Genomic DNA, 15,686 nt, shown 5'->3' on the forward strand with positions numbered 1-15,686 from the left:
CGCGACGGCCGGGGCGCGGCGCTACGGTGTGGGCCATGAGGACGGGCGACGACGCGCAGGTGATGGCGGGAGCGCCCGCGGGCGGCGCCGACGGAGCCCTGGAACCCGGGACCGACGTCGGCGGCTACGCGGTCGTGTCCGTGCTGGGACGCGGGGCGATGGGCGCCGTCTACGAGGCGGTCGACGGCGGCGGGCACCGGGTGGCGCTGAAGGTGCTGCACGCGCACGTCGACGCCAACCCGGCCGGGCGCCAGCGGCTGCGCCGGGAGGTCGCGGCCCTCCAGCGGCTGCGCCACCCCGCCGTCGCGCAGGTGCTGGACGCCGAGTTCGAGGGACCGCACGCGTTCGTCGTCACCGAGCTCGTCGACGGCCTCACCCTGGAGGAGGAGGTCGACTCGCGCGGGCCGCTCGACCTTGCCGACCTGTACTCCCTGGCCGACCAGCTCGCCGACGCCCTCGAGTCCGTGCACGCGTCCGGCGTCGTGCACCGCGACCTCAAGCCGTCGAACGTCATGGTGACGCCGGAGGGCCCGAGCCTCATCGACTTCGGCATCGCGCAGAGCCCCGGCGACGCCCGCGCCACGATGACGGGGTTCGTCATGGGCACACCGGGCTACATCGCGCCCGAGCTGCTCGACGGCGGCGACCCCGTCCCCGAGACCGACTGGTGGAGCTGGGCCGCGCTGCTCGCCTTCGCCGCGACGGGGCGTTCGCCCTTCGGCGTGCGCCCCACCGACCTGGTGCTGCGCCGCTCCCGCGAGGGCCGTGCCGACCTCGTCGGCGTGCCCGCCCGCACCGCGCAGGCGCTCGCGGGGGCGCTCCAGGCGGACCCGGCGCGCCGGTGGGGCCCCACCGAGGTGGTGCGCGCCATGAGCCGCGACCTCGCGGACGCCGACGTCGACGACGCGGGTGCCTCCGTCGACCCGCAGGCGACGCAGCGCATCGTCGTGGCGGCCGGTGCGGCGACGGCGGCGGTGGCGGGCGCGACCGCGACGTCGAGCGGTCCGGACACCGCGCCCGGCGACGCGACGGCGGACGTCGCGAGCCCGGTCGACGGGGACGGCGCGACCCAGGCGGTCGTCGCCGACCCCGCACCGCAGTCGGAGCGGACCGCCGTCGTGCCGCGGCAGGACGCGCCCCCGCCTCCGCCGCCCGTCCCGGCCGCCGAGGAGACGGCCGTGATGACCGCGCTGGAGCGGGACCGCGCCCAGGCGCAGGACGGCGGCACGCAGGCGGTCCCCGTGGGTGCCGCGCGGTACCGCACGTACGACGAGATCACCGAGGACTCGCCCCCGCCCGCCGACCCCGCCCCGCAGGCCCCGGCGGGGCCGTACGTCGCACCGGTGCACAAGCGCCGCTGGGGCACCGTGCTGGCGCTCGGGGTGCCGTTCGTCGTCCTCGCGGCCGTGTACCCGCTGGTCGCCTTCGGGGTCTTCGTCGGTGTGACGGTGCTGTGCCGGATCGTCGGGACGTCGGGGCAGCGGTTCCACGAGCGGCGCGAGGTGCACGGGGTGCGCAGGTCGGACGGCTGGATGGCGGTGCTGGCCTTCCCGTACCACGCGGTCGTCGGCGCGCTCGGCATCATCCCCGCGGCGCTGGTCGGGGGCTGCGTGGGCCTGCTCGCCATGATGGGCGGGTACTGGCTGTTCGGCGACGGCAACTGGATCGTCGACCCGATGACGGACGTCGAGTCGCGCTCCGTCGGAGGTCGCAACGAGCCGACCGTGTTCGCCTGGGTGCTCGCCGCCTCGATGGTGCTCGCGGTCCTGTGCACCTGGTTCGGCCCGGCGGGCCGCACGGCCCGGGACGGCGCGCGCCGCATCCTCGACAACCTGGCGCCCGGCCTGGTCGGGGCGGCGATCGTCGTCGTGGTGTGCCTGGTCGGGTCGTGGATCCTGCTCGGTGCGATCACGAGCGACCCGTACGAGATCAACTGGTGGCCCATGGACGGACCGCCCTCCTTCTTCTGACTCCCAGGTTCCTCACAGGCGACGTCCCTACCCTGGCGCGCGTCACGCGCGACCACCGGTGCCGGTCCGCTGCGGGTCCCCCGGGCCCCGGGCGACGGCCGCCCCGGCGGTAGGCTGACCGCCGGATCCGCTTCGTTCCACCGACCCGAAGGGCCGTCACGCAGATGTCCAACCAGAGCAAGGCCGAGCGCCGCGAGTCCGCGCGGGCCGAGGCCCTCGCCCGTCAGCAGGCCCAGGCCAAGCGCGACAAGCGCAGCCGGGTCATCGTCTTCAGCGCGCTGGGCGCCGCGATCCTCGCGCTGGTCGTCGTCGCCGGGTTCATCCTGTGGAACGAGGCGAGCAAGTCGACCGTCGACGACATCCCGCTGGCCGAGGTCACGTCCGTGCCGGCGACGGTCGTCGAGGGGGGCGGCGTCACGCTCGGCTCCGACCTCGTGGCCGGCACCGAGAACGCCGACGCGCCCGTCGTGGACGTCTACCTCGACTACATGTGCCCCGTCTGCGGCCAGTTCGAGGACGTCAACGCCGCCGACATCGAGACGATGCTCACCGGCGGTGACGCGACCGTCGTCGTCACGCCGGTCGCGATCCTCGACCGGCTGTCCCGCGGGACCGACTACTCGACGCGTGCCGCGTCGGCCGCCTACTGGGTCGCCGACCGCGCGCCGGAGCAGTTCTACGCCTTCCACAACGCGCTGTTCGCGAACCAGCCGAAGGAGAACTCCTCCGGGCCGGACAACGAGGAGCTCGCCGCGATCGCGGAGGGCGCGGGCGTCCCCGCCGACGTCGCCGCCGGCATCTCCGACGGCACCGCGCGCGCCACCTTCGGCCAGTACACGTACTCGCTGACCAACGACGCGACCGCCAACCCGGACCTCGTCAACTCCGGGGGCGGCTTCGGTACGCCGACCGTGCTCGTCGACGACACCCGCTTCGAGCAGTGGGGCACCCCGGGCGCCCTGCTCGCGGCCGTCCAGGGCGGCGCGCCGGCCGAGCCGTCCGGCGAGGCCTCCGAGGAGCCCGCGGACGAGTGACGCACCCCGTGCGGGCGTGAGCCCTGCGGTCCCGACCCGTCGGGACCGCAGGGCTCACGGCGTCCCGGACCGAGGGCCGTCCTCGGTAGGATGAACCCCGCCGCGCCGCCTTAGCTCAGCTGGTAGAGCTCCCGTCTTGTAAACGGAAGGTCGTCGGTTCGAACCCGACAGGCGGCTCCAGCACGCACGACGGGCGGGTCGCAGGGATTCCTGCGGCCCGCCCGTCGTCGTTCCCGGGCGCCCGTGGCTCAGCGCTGCGACGGCGGCCAGGGCTCGGTGGTCGGCCACTTGGGCGTGCGGCCGTCGCCCGACGACGTGCCGCGCAGGCGCCGCTGCACCCACGGCACGACGTGCACACGGGCCCACTGCGCCTCGGCGCGGGCACGCTCGCGCAGGGCGACGGCGGACGCGGCGGGCAGCGGCTCGTCGAAGTCCGGGTCGTCCGGCTCCAGGCCGAGCCCGACGAGCGCGGCCTGCGCGATGCGACGGTGGCCCTCGTCGGTGAGGTGGATGCGGTCGTCGGACCACAGGCGCAGGTCGAACAGGGAGCGCAGGCCCCACGTGTCCACGACGTACGCCCCGTGGCGGCGGGCGATCGACCAGATGTTGGAGTTGTAGCGTCCCACGCGCCCGTTCGTGCCCCGCAGCGCGCCGCCGGCCTTGAAGCCGGTGCCCAGCAGCACGTCGGCGCCGGTCGCCCGGATGTGCACGACGGCGTCCTCGAGGGTCGCCGAGATGGCGTCGATGTCGGCCTGGGGGCGCAGGATGTCGTTCCCGCCGCCGACGAGGGAGACGAGGTCGGGCTTCATCGCGAGGGCGACGGGGGCCTGCTCGGCGATGATCTGCCGCATCTTGCGGCCTCGGATGGCGAGGTTGGCGTACTCGAGCCCGGGGGAGCGTTCGGCGAGGGCGTCGGCGAGCCGGTCGGTCCAGCCGCGCTGCACGGCGTCCGACTCGGTGCCGACGGGCGCGGGGGAGCCGTCGGCGTGCGGGTACGGGTCCCACAGGCCCTCGGAGAACGAGTCGCCGATCGCGACGTAGCGGGTCCAGCGCGGGGTGGCGGGTGCGGCGGTCACCCCGCCATTCTGCACCGATTGCTCAGGGCAGCGACCAGTCGACGGGGTCCGCCCCCTGCTCCACGAGGAGCGTGTTGACGCGCGAGAAGGGCTTCGACCCGAAGAAACCGCGGTACGCGGACAGCGGGCTCGGGTGTGCCGACTCGACCCACGGCACGTCGCCCAGCCAGGGCTTGAGGGACGCCGCGTCGCGGCCCCACAGGATCGCCACGAGCGGGCCGCCCCGTGCCACCAGCGCCTTGATCGCCGCCTCGGTGACGGCCTCCCAGCCCTTGCCGCGGTGCGACGCCGACGCGCCCGGCGTGACGGTGAGCACCCTGTTGAGCAGCATCACGCCCTGGTCGGCCCAGGGGCGCAGGTCGCCCGACGACGGCGTGGGTGCGCCGACGTCGTCCGCCAGCTCCGTGTAGATGTTGACGAGCGACTTCGGCACCGGGCGGACGTCCGGCTGCACGGAGAACGACAGGCCCATCGGGTGCCCCGGCGTGGGGTACGGGTCCTGCCCGACGACGAGCACGCGCACCTCGGCCAGCGGCCGGCGGAACGCCGCGAAGACGTCGCCCGGCGCGGGCAGGTACCGGCGCCCGGCCGCGACCTCGGCGCGCAGGAAGTCCCCCATCGCGTGGATCTGCGGCTCCACGTCGGCGAGGGCGCGGGCCCAGTCGGGGGCCATGACCGTGTCCAGCGGCGGGCGTGCCCCGCCGGGCGCGGCCGGGGCGGGGTCCGCCGCTGCGGCGGGCGTCGTCGTCTCCACGGCGACGAACCTACCCGGACCGCCCGGCACGGCACAGCCCCGGCGGGCGGCCGGGCGCGGTCGGCCCGCAGCGGGGCGCGAGGTCGCGAATCGCGGGGCGCGGCGCCGTCGGGAAGCGTCCACGATGCCCCATACTGGGGCGCTATGAGCGAGATGCTGGTCCAGGAGGTCGAGGCCTCTGTCGCGGCGGACCCGACGACCGAGGTCGCCGGCCTGACCGACCGCGACCGGGAGATCCTCGCGTTCGAGAAGCAGTGGTGGAAGTACGCCGGCTCCAAGGAGCAGGCCGTGCGCGAGCTCTTCGACATGTCCGCCACCCGCTACTACCAGGTGCTCAACGCGCTCATCGACACCCCCGGCGCGCTCGAGCACGACCCGATCCTCGTCAAGCGCCTGCGGCGCATGCGCGCCACCCGGCAGCGCTCCCGCACGGCACGCCGGACCGACACGCCCGGCTGACCAGCCCCTGACGCGGTTTCGCCGGGATCCTTGACGGGTCCCCGGGGTGGAGCCGCTACCCTGTGCGGCGTGACCAAGAGCCAGTACCCGTACCCGCCCGACGAGTTCGACGTCCGCGGCCCGGAAGGTGCGCCGGTCGGCGTGCACCGGGAACCGCGCAGCGGGTGGTCCTCGGTCTGGCCGTTCCTGCTGGTCGCGGTCGTGTTCGCCGGTCTGGCCGTCGGGATCGTGTCGTACCTGTCCAACGACAGCGGTGACACCGCCAACCCGCCCGCGGCGTCCGAGCAGTCCGCCGCCCCTGAGGGGGACGCGAGCGAGGAGCCGACCGACGGCGAGAGCGCCGCCGAGGGCGAGGGTGACGGCGGTGACGGCGCCACCGACGAGAGCTCCGAGGAGCCGACCGCCGAGGAGACCGAGGAGGAGGCCGCCTCCATGCCCGGTGACGCGTCCGCCGCGAACCTCGCCGCGCGCGTGGTGGTCTGGAACGACGACGCCGGCACGGGCCAGGCCGGTGCGGGGCAGGGCGTCCTCGCGGGCGCCGGGTTCTCCGACGTCGACGCCCAGGACGCGGTGAACGCGTCCGTCGAGCTGGCCGGCGTCTACGCCGACAGCACCGTCCTGTACGGCGCGGACCGCGCCGACACGGCGACCGCCGTCGCGGAGGCGCTCGGCGTCGACCCGGCGAACGTGCAGGAGTCCGACGACGTCACGAACCACCCGACCGACGCCGTCTGGGTGATCCTCACCGAGCCCGTCGACTGACGACCCGTCGCCCGGGCGACGCGTTGATGCAGGTCGGAGAGCCCTGCCGCACACTTGCGACATTCCCGGCACGGGTGCTTCCCAGCCGTGACCTGCGCCACTAGTCTCCTTCTCACCGCAGGGCGCCTGCCCGGTGGCACAGGACGACGAGGAGAAGGACATGGCCCAGGGAACCGTCAAGTGGTTCAACGCGGAAAAGGGGTACGGCTTCATCACCCCGGCCTCGGGCGGGCAGGACCTGTTCGTGCACTACAGCTCGATCGAGACCGACGGGTACCGCTCGCTCGACGAGGGTCAGCAGGTCGAGTTCGAGGTCGGTCAGGGGCAGAAGGGTCCGCAGGCCGAGCAGGTCCGCCCCCTCTGAGCTGAAGCAGCCTCCGCGAAGGCCGGCACCCAGCACGCCCGTCCCTGGGCGGGTGCCGGCCTTCGTCATGCCCTCGGCGAACGTCTTGCACTCTCGAGGGGAGAGTGCCAATAATGGGTTAGCACTCTCGACTGTCGAGTGACAGTCGCAGGGTGGAGAACCTCGGTCGAACGGTGAGGCCCGTCCGCGCGCGTGACAGGAACGCACGCGACGGGTCGTCCGTCGCGGGCACCGTCCGACCACCGACACGCCACAGCGGAGGACCAGTCCCCATGGCCAAGATCATCGCGTTCGACGAGGAAGCTCGTCGGAGCATGGAGCGCGGGCTCAACCAGCTCGCCGACACCGTCAAGGTCACGCTCGGCCCCAAGGGCCGCAACGTCGTCCTCGACAAGAAGTGGGGCGCCCCCACGATCACCAACGACGGTGTCTCCATCGCCAAGGAGATCGAGCTCGAGGACCCGTTCGAGAAGATCGGCGCCGAGCTCGTCAAGGAGGTCGCCAAGAAGACCGACGACGTCGCGGGTGACGGCACCACCACCGCCACCGTGCTCGCCCAGGCGCTCGTCAAGGAGGGCCTGCGCGTCGTCGCCGCCGGTGCCAACCCGATCGCCGTCAAGCGCGGCATCGAGAAGGCCGTCGAGGCCGTGACCGAGCAGCTGCTCAACGCGGCCGTCGACGTCGAGACCAAGGAGCAGATCGCCGCCACCGCCGCGATCTCCGCCGGTGACACCGCGATCGGCGAGCTCATCGCCGAGGCGCTCGACAAGGTCGGCAAGGAGGGCGTCATCACGGTCGAGGAGTCCAACTCCTTCGGCCTGGAGCTCGAGCTCACCGAGGGCATGCGCTTCGACAAGGGCTTCCTCGCCCGCTACTTCGAGACGGACCCGGAGCGCCAGGAGGCCGTCCTGGAGGACCCGTACGTCCTCATCGTCGAGTCGAAGATCTCGAACGTCAAGGACCTGCTCCCCGTCCTCGACCAGGTCATGAAGTCGGGCCGCTCGCTCCTCATCATCGCCGAGGACATCGAGGGCGAGGCCCTCGCGACCCTGGTGCTGAACAAGATCCGCGGCACCTTCAAGTCCGTCGCCGTCAAGGCCCCGGGCTTCGGCGACCGTCGCAAGGCCATGCTGCAGGACATCGCGATCCTCACCGGCGGCCAGGTCATTACCGAGACCGTCGGCCTCAAGCTGGAGAACGCGACGCTCGAGGAGCTCGGCCAGGCGCGCAAGGTCGTCGTCACCAAGGACGAGACCACCATCGTCGAGGGCTCCGGCGACGCCGACCTCATCGCGGGTCGCGTGAACCAGATCCGTAGCGAGATCGAGAAGTCGGACTCCGACTACGACCGCGAGAAGCTCCAGGAGCGTCTCGCGAAGCTGGCCGGCGGCGTGGCCGTCATCAAGGCCGGCGCCGCCACCGAGGTGGAGCTCAAGGAGCGCAAGCACCGCATCGAGGACGCGGTGCGCAACGCCAAGGCCGCCGTCGAGGAGGGCATCGTCGCCGGTGGTGGCGTCGCCCTCATCCAGGCCGGTGCCGCCGCCTTCGCCAAGCTCGAGCTCGAGGGCGACGAGGCGACCGGTGCGCAGATCGTCAACGCGGCGATCTCGGCCCCGCTCAAGCAGATCGCCATCAACGCCGGCCTCGAGGGCGGCGTCGTGGCGGAGAAGGTCCGCGGTCTCGCCTCGGGTCACGGCCTCAACGCCGCGACCGGCGTGTACGAGGACCTGCTCGCCGCGGGCGTCAACGACCCGGTGAAGGTCACGCGCTCCGCGCTGCAGAACGCTGCGTCGATCGCCGCGCTGTTCCTCACCACCGAGGCCGTCGTCGCCGACAAGCCGGAGCCCGCCGCTGCCGGTGGCGACCCGACCGGTGGCATGGGCGGCATGGACTTCTGATCCACGCCGCACGGCGCGCACCCGCGCGCTGAGCACGGACGACGGCCGGTCGTCCCGGGACATCCCGGGGCGACCGGCCGTCGTCGTGCCAGGGGTGGCCGTGGCCAGGACGTGCGCCCCGGCCGAAGCCCGGTCAGCGCGGCGTGAACAGGCGCGTCGCCGCGGACTCGGCGTCCGCGTAGGTCGTCGACGCCGACTGCAGCGCCGTCGTCACCGCGTCGAGCGCGGACTCCACCTGCGTCTGGGCGGTCTGCCACTGCGTCATCACCCCGGCGAACGACGTCGCCGCCCCGCCCTGCCAGCTCGCCTGGAGGTCCTGCAGGTGGCGCATCATCGCCCCGACCTCCGTCCGGATGGCCCCGACGGACCCGTTCACCGCCGCGCTCGCCTGCGCGACCCGCTCGCTGTCGACCTGATACCGCACGTCGTCTCCTTCGTCGTCCCCGGTCGGGCCGGGCTGACGACGACGCTACGGAGGCGCGTCCCGAGGCGCCGCCGTCGTCCACAGCCTGTGGACGAACTGCTGACTCGCGCCGACGAGCGCTGACTCGCGAGGGTGTGCGCTGACTCACGCCGCGACGGGCCCTCGGTGGAAGGCGTCAGCGCGGGGCGGGACCCGCGGGGGACTCGGCCTCCAGGCGCTTGCGCTCCTTGGCGAGGCGGTGCAGCTCGGCCTCGAGGTTCTGGCGGGCCGGCTCCTCCCACGTGATGCCGAGCGGGCTGGAGTACAGGCGCGGGCGACCCAGCAGCTTGGTGATGACCTTGATGCGGGCGTCCAGGTAGTCCGACAGCGGGATGTGGGCGTACTCCGCGCGGATCTCGGCGATGTACTCCTTGTAGCGCTGCGGCTCGGCGGCGAGCATCCCGAGGTCCGCGTCGTTGAGGACGGCCGAGTCGAAGTCGCCGGCGCGCGGCTTGTGCCGGGCCAGGGTGTCGACGAGCTCGGCGACCCGGTCGGCGGCGTCGACGGGCACGCCCATCTCGACCAGCTGGGTGCGCGCGAGATCGGCGCTCAGGGTGGTCTGCTCACCGCCCCGCGTCGCGTACGCGACCTTGCGGGCGGCGTCGAAGACCGCACCGTGGTACCAGGCGGCGAGCCGCACCAGGTCGGGCTCGTGCGTCTCGTGCGCCAGCTCCTCCACCCGGTGCAGGACGGCCGCGAGGTGCCGCAGGTTGTGGAAGTGCCGGTCGGGCTCCGACCAGCGCTCGATGAGCTCGTCACCGACGTCGCGGACGGCGTCCTCGGAGGCGGTGGCGCCGGCACCCCGGCAGGTACGCACGAACGCGGAGGCGAACCACTGCGGTGCGTCGGCGCTGAGGACGCCCATCGCTATCAAGACCTTCTGTGTCGGACGGTTGCCAGGACGGCTGCCAGGACGGACGAGTCGGGAGGAATGACCGGCCCACCTCCAGCCTACGACCGGGTACCGACGCTCGTCGGGCCGTTGCAGGGTGGTTCAGGACCGTGACGCATCGTAGTCGTCCCGGCGGGGGAGCATGACCCGCACCGTCAGACCGCCGCCCGGCGTCGTGCCGACCTCGGTGCGGCCGCCGTGCGAGGCGAGGATCGCCGCGACGATCGCGAGCCCCAGCCCGGAACCGCCGGAGCTCCGGTTCCGGGAGGAGTCCGCCCGGTAGAAGCGCTCGAAGATCTTCGCGGCCTGCTCCTCGCTGATGCCTGGGCCGTGGTCCCGGACCTCGACGACGGCGGCCCCGTCGGGCCCCCTGCCGAGCAGGATCTCCGCGGGGGAGCCCGCCGGGGTGTGCCGCGCGACGTTGCCGACGAGGTTCGTCAGGACCTGACGCAGCCGGTCGGCGTCGCCGGTGACCACCAGCGACGGCGGCGCCGCGGACCCCGGCGCGAGGCCGGCGACCGTGACGGTGCGGGTCGGGTCGAGGGCGTGCAGGTCCTGCGCGGTGTCCCGCACCATCGGCACGAGGTCCACCGCCTCCTGGCGCATCGGGCGACCCTCGTCGAGGCGGGCGAGCACGAGCAGGTCGTTGACCAGCGTGCCCATGCGGCGGGCCGAGTCCTCGATCCGCACCATCGTGTCCTCGACCTTGTCGCCCGTGTCCAGCGCGCCCATCCGGTACAGCTCGCCGTAGCCCTTGATGGTCGCCAGCGGGGTGCGCAGCTCGTGGCTCGCGTCCGAGACGAACCGGCGCATCCGCTGCTCCGACGCCTCCTGGGCGGCGAACGCCACCTCGATCTGCGCGAGCATCGTGTTGAGGGAGTGGGACAGCGACCCGACCTCCGTCGAGCGGGGCTGCTCCGGGACGCGCTGCGACAGGTCGCCGTCGGCGATCGCGGCCGCCGTGGACTCGATGCGGCGCAGCGGCCGCAGCGAGTGCTGCACCAGCCAGAACGCGCCCAGGCCGCCGAGCAGCACGATCCCGATGCCCGACCACAGCAGCGACCGGGTGAGGAACGAGACCGTCTTGTCGACCGCCGCCATCGGCAGCCCGACGTACGCCACCCCCGCCTGCGGCCCGTCCACCGTGCTGATCCGCACCGGCACGGTCACCACCCGCCAGTCGGTCGGCTCGGCGCCGCCGCTGCCCGTCGTCGTGAACGGCTCCTCGCCGCGCTCCACCGCCTCGTCGACCGTCTCGTCCGGCAGCACGGGCGTGCCGTACTGCTCCTCGGTCTGCGGCCAGGCGTGCGCCGGGTAGGTGGTGCCCTCCGTGTCGCGGAGCACCAGCACGTACTCGCTGGGGCCCAGTCCCTGCCCGGTCCCGCTCAGGTCGCCGAACGCCGACTTGTCGCGCACCGCCTGCGTGAGCTGGCTGTCGAGCTGTTTGACCAGGTACTCCGACACCACCGCGCGGGTGGCGAAGCCCGCGAACACCAGGCCGGCGCCGAGCAGGAGCACGATGATCGCCACCAGCCGGGCGCGCAGCGGGACCCGGGCGAACCAGCCCCAGCGCGTCCGCCCGTCACCGGCCGTCCCGTCCGCGTCGTCGTCCGCGGGCGGGCGCAGCGCGTCGGACGGCGTCGCGTCGGGCGTTGCGTCGGGTGTCGGGTCCGCCGTCGCCGACGTCGCACCCGTCGTCGGGCGCGACGGGCCCGGCGTCGCACCGGGGGCGGCGAACACCGGGTCGTCGGCGGGCGGGCGGGACGTCATCGCTGCGGTGCCCGCAGGAGGTAGCCGACGCCGCGCTTGGTGTGGATCAGCGGCGGCAGCTCGACGTCCGCGCCGTCCGGGCCGGGCACGGTCAGGTGGTCGATCTTGCGCCGCAGGTAGGAGATGTAGGACTCGACGATGTTCGCGTCACCGCCCCAGTCGTACTGCCACACGTGGTCGAGGATCTGCGCCTTCGACAGCACCCGGCCCGCGTTGAGCATGAGGTAGCGCAGCAGCTTGAACTCGGTGGGGGAGAGGTCGATCTCGACCCCCGCGCGGCGCACCTCGTGCGAGTCCTCGTCGAGCTCCAGGTCGCCGACGCGCACCACCGCGTCGTCGTCCGGCGCGGCACCCGCGGTGCGGCGCAGCACCGCGCGGATGCGGGCCACGACCTCCTCCAGGCTGAACGGCTTGGTCACGTAGTCGTCGCCGCCGACGGTGAGGCCCTGGACCTTGTCCTGGGTGTCGTCGCGCGCGGTGAGGAAGAGCACCGGCGTGTGCCGTCCGGTCGAACGCATCCGACGGGTCACGGTGAACCCGTCCATGTCGGGCAGCATGACGTCCAGCACGACCAGGTCGGGCTCGGTGTCGCGCACCAGCTGCAGAGCGGTGTTCCCGTCGCCGGCGGCGTGCACCTCGAAGCCTGCGAAGCGCAGGGACGTGGACAGCAGCTCGCGGATGTTGGGCTCGTCGTCGACGACGACCAGCCGGGCCTCGGGTTCGCTCATGACGTCCAGTCTGCAACCCGGCGCTGGGAGATGCCTGGGAGACCTCTCGGTGCCCGCCCGGGCGGGTCGTCCGGCACGATGAGACCGTGCGCATCGACGGTGACCATCGACGCCGGCTGCTCGTGTCGCGGCAGCTCGCCCTGGGGCTCGACGCGCCCGGACGGCCCGCCGCCACCACGCCGGAGGAGGTCGCGGACCGGCTCGTCGCCCTGCACGCCACCGACCCGTCGAGCGTCCATCTCGCCGTCCTCGCGCGGGTCCCCGACCTCACGCTCGACGACGTGCAGGCCGCGCTCCACGTCCGCGCCGGGCTCGTCAAGCTGCTCGCCATGCGCCGCACCGTGTTCGCCGTCCCGCGCCATCTCGTTCCCGTCGTGCACGCCGCCGCGTCCGCCGACGTCGCCCCGCGGCTCCGTGCCCGGCTGCTCAAGGAGCTCGCGACCCTGCCCACCGAACCGCCCGTCGAGGACCCTGACGCCCTGCTCGCCGCCGCGGAGTCGCAGGTGCTCGACGTGCTGCGCGAGCACGGCCCCGCCGACGGCACCGAGCTGACCCGTCGCGCACCTCTCCTGCGCACCGCGTTCCTGCCCGCCACCACCCGGGCCTGGGACGTGCGCCGGCACCTCACCGCCCAGCTCCTGCCGCTGCTGTCCGCCCAGGCGCGGATCGTCCGCGGCGCGCCGAAGGGCGCCTGGACCTCCAGCCGGCACGTATGGTCGCCCATGACCGACCTGTTCCCCGACGGCGTCCCCGACGTCGACCCGTCCGTCGCGCGACGCGAGCTCGCACGACGCTGGCTGGAGGCGTTCGGGCCCGCCACCGAGGCCGACCTGCGCTGGTGGACCGGGTGGAACCTCGGCCGGACCCGGGCGGCGCTCGCCGACCTGGACCTCCGGGAGGTCGAGGTCGACGTCGCACCGCCCGGCGCCGACCCGGCGCTCGTCGCCGGTGTCGTGCTGCGCGGTGCCGACCTCGACGCCCCCGCCGTCGACGACCACGTCGCGCTGCTGCCCCCGCTCGACCCCACGACGATGGGCTGGACCCACCGCGACTGGTACCTCGGCGACCACCGGCCGGCGCTCTTCGACAGCGCCGGGAACGCGGGGGCGACCGTCTGGTGGCAGGGAAGGGTCGTCGGCGCGTGGACGGTCCGCGAGGGCGGCGACGTCGCCCACCGACTGCTGGAGGACGTCGGCGCCGACGGCGCGGCCGCCGTCGGCGCCGAGGCGGCCCGGCTCGGCACGCACCTGGCGGGCAGCAGCGGGACCGTGGTCGCCTCGGTCACACCGCTCTACCGGGAGCTCCGCGCGTCACCCGGGTGAGATCCGCTCGACGGGCGGGCCGCGCGGGCCGTGGATACGCTCACGGCGACCGCCGTCACCAGGGAGGACACCCGATGAGCGAGCAGCAGACAGCCCGTCCCCGCGCGTACGCGGTGCGGCGGGTGGTCGCGGGCTTCATGGTCGTCATCACCACGCTGCTCGTGGTGGCGTCCTGCGTCGCCGTGTGGGCGCACCGGACGGTGTTCGACACGGACCAGTTCATGGAGACCGTCCAGCCCGCGCTCGACGACCCCGCCCTGTACGAGGCGGTCGCCGACCTCGTCTCCGAGCAGACCCTCGTCGCCCTCGACCTCGACACGCGCGTCTCCGCGCGGCTCGAACAGCTCGACGAGCTCGCCAGCGCCGCCCTGCTGACGCGCCTCGACGTCGAGTCGCGGCCCCTGCTCGACGCGCTCCTCGACCGCGTGGACCGCCCGTCGCTGGCCGCGCTCACCCCCGCCGTCGTGGGGCCCCTGGAGGACCGCGTCGACCAGACCATCCACCGCCTCGTCACCTCCGGCGCCCTGCGGGAGCGCGTGCCGCAGCTCGTCGAGCGCGCCCACACCGCCGCCATCGGCATCGCCCGCGCCGACCTCGAGGACTACCCGAACGTCTACCTCACCGACGACGACGTCATGCTCAACACGGTGCCGCTCGTCGCCGAGGCGCTGCGCGAGTCGCTGTCCGGGCTCCAGGGCGTCCTCGGCGACGTCCAGCTCCCCGACGCGATCACCGAACGTGCCCCGGAGGCACGGGCGCAGCTGGGCGAGGCGCTGGGCGAGCGGCTGCCCGACGACTTCGGGCAGGTCCGCCTCATGGACCGGCCGACCTTCGAGCTCGTCCAGGACACGGTGCGCATCGTCGACCGCACGATCTGGGCGCTCCTGGCGGTGACCGTCCTCGCGATCATCGGCACCGTCTGGGTCGCGCCCGACCGCCGTCGTGGCACCATCCAGCTCGGCATCGGGATCGTCGCCGCCCTCGTGATCGTCGTCGCGCTCGTGTCGAGGCTCAAGGAGATGGTCGTCGACGTCGCCCGCACACCGGACGGCGAACGGGTCGCGGCCACCCTCTACGACACCGTCTCCGGCGAGGTGCACGCCATCTTCTGGCTCGTCGGGATCATCGCCGCCGTCGCCGTGGTCGCCGGGCTGCTGGTCGGCCGGCCCGCGTGGATGCGGGCGGCCGAGGACCGGTGGCCGTGGGCGCGCACCGTGACCGGGCAGGACGGCCGGATGGGCCGCTGGGTCGCCGCCCACGCCGACCTGCTGCGCCTCGCCGTGCTCGTCGTGGCCGTGCTCGTCGTCGTCCTCACCGGCTTCTCCTGGGCGGCCCTGCTGCTCGTGCTGCTGCTCGGCGGACTCGCGCTGTGGGTGATCTCCAGCATCGGGCGCACCGCCGGTGTGCCCGGCGAGCACGGGGTCGACCCCGCGCCCGACGTCCCGCCCGGACCCGGGACGCCGCCCGGACCCGGGACGCCGCCCGGACCCGGCACCGGGCCGACGGTCGGTGCCGGGTCCGAGACGCCTCAGAGGTAGCGCAGCGGGTCGAACTCGTCGATCGGGATGATCCGCACGCGCGGCAGCGGGCTCGTGAACGCGTCCACGTCGCCCTCCAGGTCGAAGATCTCCAGGCCGTCCGGCACCAGGCCGGCGAGCTGCAGGTTGACGAACTCGCGGAAGGCGAGCAGCCCGACCCGGCGGTCCTGACCGACCAGGCGCTCCACCTGCGGCAGGAAGTCGCCGTCGTGGCTTGCCAGCAGGACGTCCGCGTCCCGGTCGACGATCGCGTCGAGCGTCATCTGGATACCGAGGTCGACGACCTTCTCGTCACCGTTCGCCGCCAGGGGGATCGGCCGGTACCCCATCGCCATGAGGGCCTGCACGAACGGCATCGGCATCTGGCCGCTGGTCGCGTTGAGGAAGAACAGGGGGACGACGTCCTGGCCCCACACCTTCTGCGCGAAACCGGTGATGCGGTCCCAGCGGGGGCGCTCCTCCGGGTTCGGGCGCCGGTTGAGGACGTTCATCCCCAGCGTCGCGTCGATGTTCTCGCCGTCCACCAGCAGGTAGGTGACACGGGCGGGGCGCTGCGCCGGGGCGGCGGACGCCTCGGTGAAGAGGGAGGCCATGCCCCCAGGGTACGCGGGCGGGACCGTCGCGAGGGGCTGGATGGGCACGGGGTGCCGGGAGTA

15 protein-coding genes and 1 tRNA gene are annotated in these 15,686 nt (G+C 73.7%); 9 read left to right on the plus strand and 7 right to left on the minus strand.

From position 1 onward, the window contains the following. Positions 1 to 35 precede the first annotated feature (35 nt). The 3 genes from I598_RS15135 to I598_RS15145 all read left to right on the plus strand — a co-directional run bounded on the left by I598_RS15135 (position 36) and on the right by I598_RS15145 (position 3,184). Positions 36 to 1,970, plus strand: a complete 1,935-nt coding sequence (locus I598_RS15135; RefSeq protein ID WP_232314183.1) for a protein kinase domain-containing protein — start codon at positions 36 to 38, stop codon at positions 1,968 to 1,970. 164 nt (positions 1,971 to 2,134) lie between these two features. Then, positions 2,135 to 3,004 carry a DsbA family protein gene (locus I598_RS15140; RefSeq protein WP_068203846.1) on the plus strand — a complete coding sequence of 290 codons (870 nt, stop codon included), beginning with the start codon at positions 2,135 to 2,137 and terminating at the stop codon, positions 3,002 to 3,004. Between the two features lie 104 nt (positions 3,005 to 3,108). Beyond that, positions 3,109 to 3,184: transfer RNA gene (locus I598_RS15145), tRNA-Thr, on the plus strand. 68 nt (positions 3,185 to 3,252) lie between these two features. On the opposite strand, the gene I598_RS15150 is transcribed toward I598_RS15145, so the two are convergent. Together I598_RS15150 and I598_RS15155 are read right to left on the minus strand one after the other, a co-directional pair. Next, the gene (locus tag I598_RS15150; RefSeq protein WP_232314184.1) at positions 3,253 to 4,080 is read right to left on the minus strand and encodes an SGNH/GDSL hydrolase family protein; all 828 of its coding nucleotides are present in this window, start codon (positions 4,078 to 4,080) and stop codon (positions 3,253 to 3,255) included. A 22-nt stretch (positions 4,081 to 4,102) separates the two neighbouring features. After that, entirely contained in the window at positions 4,103 to 4,753 is a 651-nt protein-coding gene (locus I598_RS15155) for a uracil-DNA glycosylase (protein WP_068205340.1), read from the minus strand. A gap of 234 nt (positions 4,754 to 4,987) precedes the next feature. Here I598_RS15155 and I598_RS15160 point away from each other — a divergent pair, with 234 nt between their 5' ends. From I598_RS15160 to groL, 4 genes are all read left to right on the plus strand, one after another. After that, positions 4,988 to 5,293, plus strand: a complete 306-nt coding sequence (locus I598_RS15160; protein WP_068205341.1) for a DUF3263 domain-containing protein — start codon at positions 4,988 to 4,990, stop codon at positions 5,291 to 5,293. A gap of 69 nt (positions 5,294 to 5,362) precedes the next feature. After that, the gene (locus I598_RS15165; protein WP_068203849.1) at positions 5,363 to 6,055 is read left to right on the plus strand and encodes a LytR C-terminal domain-containing protein; all 693 of its coding nucleotides are present in this window, start codon (positions 5,363 to 5,365) and stop codon (positions 6,053 to 6,055) included. Between the two features lie 160 nt (positions 6,056 to 6,215). After that, positions 6,216 to 6,419, plus strand: coding sequence for a cold-shock protein (locus I598_RS15170; RefSeq protein ID WP_068203856.1), 204 nt, complete (start codon positions 6,216 to 6,218; stop codon positions 6,417 to 6,419). Between the two features lie 272 nt (positions 6,420 to 6,691). Continuing rightward, entirely contained in the window at positions 6,692 to 8,317 is a 1,626-nt protein-coding gene (gene groL / locus I598_RS15175; RefSeq protein ID WP_068203858.1) for a chaperonin GroEL, read from the plus strand. Between the two features lie 133 nt (positions 8,318 to 8,450). Here the strand turns inward: groL and I598_RS15180 are convergent, their stop codons facing one another. From I598_RS15180 to I598_RS15195, 4 genes are all read right to left on the minus strand, one after another. Beyond that, positions 8,451 to 8,741 (minus strand): WXG100 family type VII secretion target, encoded by a 291-nt coding sequence (locus I598_RS15180; RefSeq protein ID WP_068203860.1) that lies wholly within the window; start codon positions 8,739 to 8,741, stop codon positions 8,451 to 8,453. A gap of 175 nt (positions 8,742 to 8,916) precedes the next feature. Then, a complete protein-coding gene (locus tag I598_RS15185) occupies positions 8,917 to 9,645 on the minus strand; it encodes an HD domain-containing protein (protein WP_068203862.1) in 729 nt (242 codons plus the stop codon). 129 nt (positions 9,646 to 9,774) lie between these two features. Then, complete coding sequence (locus I598_RS15190; RefSeq protein WP_083973386.1) at positions 9,775 to 11,442, minus strand: sensor histidine kinase; 1,668 nt, start codon at positions 11,440 to 11,442, stop codon at positions 9,775 to 9,777. After that, the gene (locus tag I598_RS15195) at positions 11,439 to 12,170 is read right to left on the minus strand and encodes a response regulator transcription factor (RefSeq protein ID WP_068203863.1); all 732 of its coding nucleotides are present in this window, start codon (positions 12,168 to 12,170) and stop codon (positions 11,439 to 11,441) included. The genes I598_RS15190 and I598_RS15195 overlap by 4 nt, the downstream gene beginning before the upstream one ends. A gap of 86 nt (positions 12,171 to 12,256) precedes the next feature. On the opposite strand from I598_RS15195, the gene I598_RS15200 reads away from it, so the two are divergent. Together I598_RS15200 and I598_RS15205 are read left to right on the plus strand one after the other, a co-directional pair. After that, complete coding sequence (locus I598_RS15200; protein ID WP_068203864.1) at positions 12,257 to 13,492, plus strand: winged helix DNA-binding domain-containing protein; 1,236 nt, start codon at positions 12,257 to 12,259, stop codon at positions 13,490 to 13,492. Positions 13,493 to 13,566: 74 nt separating this feature from the next. Then, on the plus strand, positions 13,567 to 15,030 hold the full coding sequence (locus I598_RS15205; RefSeq protein ID WP_068203865.1) for a hypothetical protein: 1,464 nt from the start codon (positions 13,567 to 13,569) through the stop codon (positions 15,028 to 15,030). Here the strand turns inward: I598_RS15205 and I598_RS15210 are convergent. Then, positions 15,021 to 15,623, minus strand: coding sequence for an NYN domain-containing protein (locus I598_RS15210; RefSeq protein WP_068205343.1), 603 nt, complete (start codon positions 15,621 to 15,623; stop codon positions 15,021 to 15,023). The genes I598_RS15205 and I598_RS15210 overlap by 10 nt on opposite strands. Positions 15,624 to 15,686: the final 63 nt, after the last annotated feature.

The sequence above is a fragment of the Isoptericola dokdonensis DS-3 genome, from assembly GCF_001636295.1.
Classification (GTDB): domain Bacteria; phylum Actinomycetota; class Actinomycetes; order Actinomycetales; family Cellulomonadaceae; genus Isoptericola; species Isoptericola dokdonensis.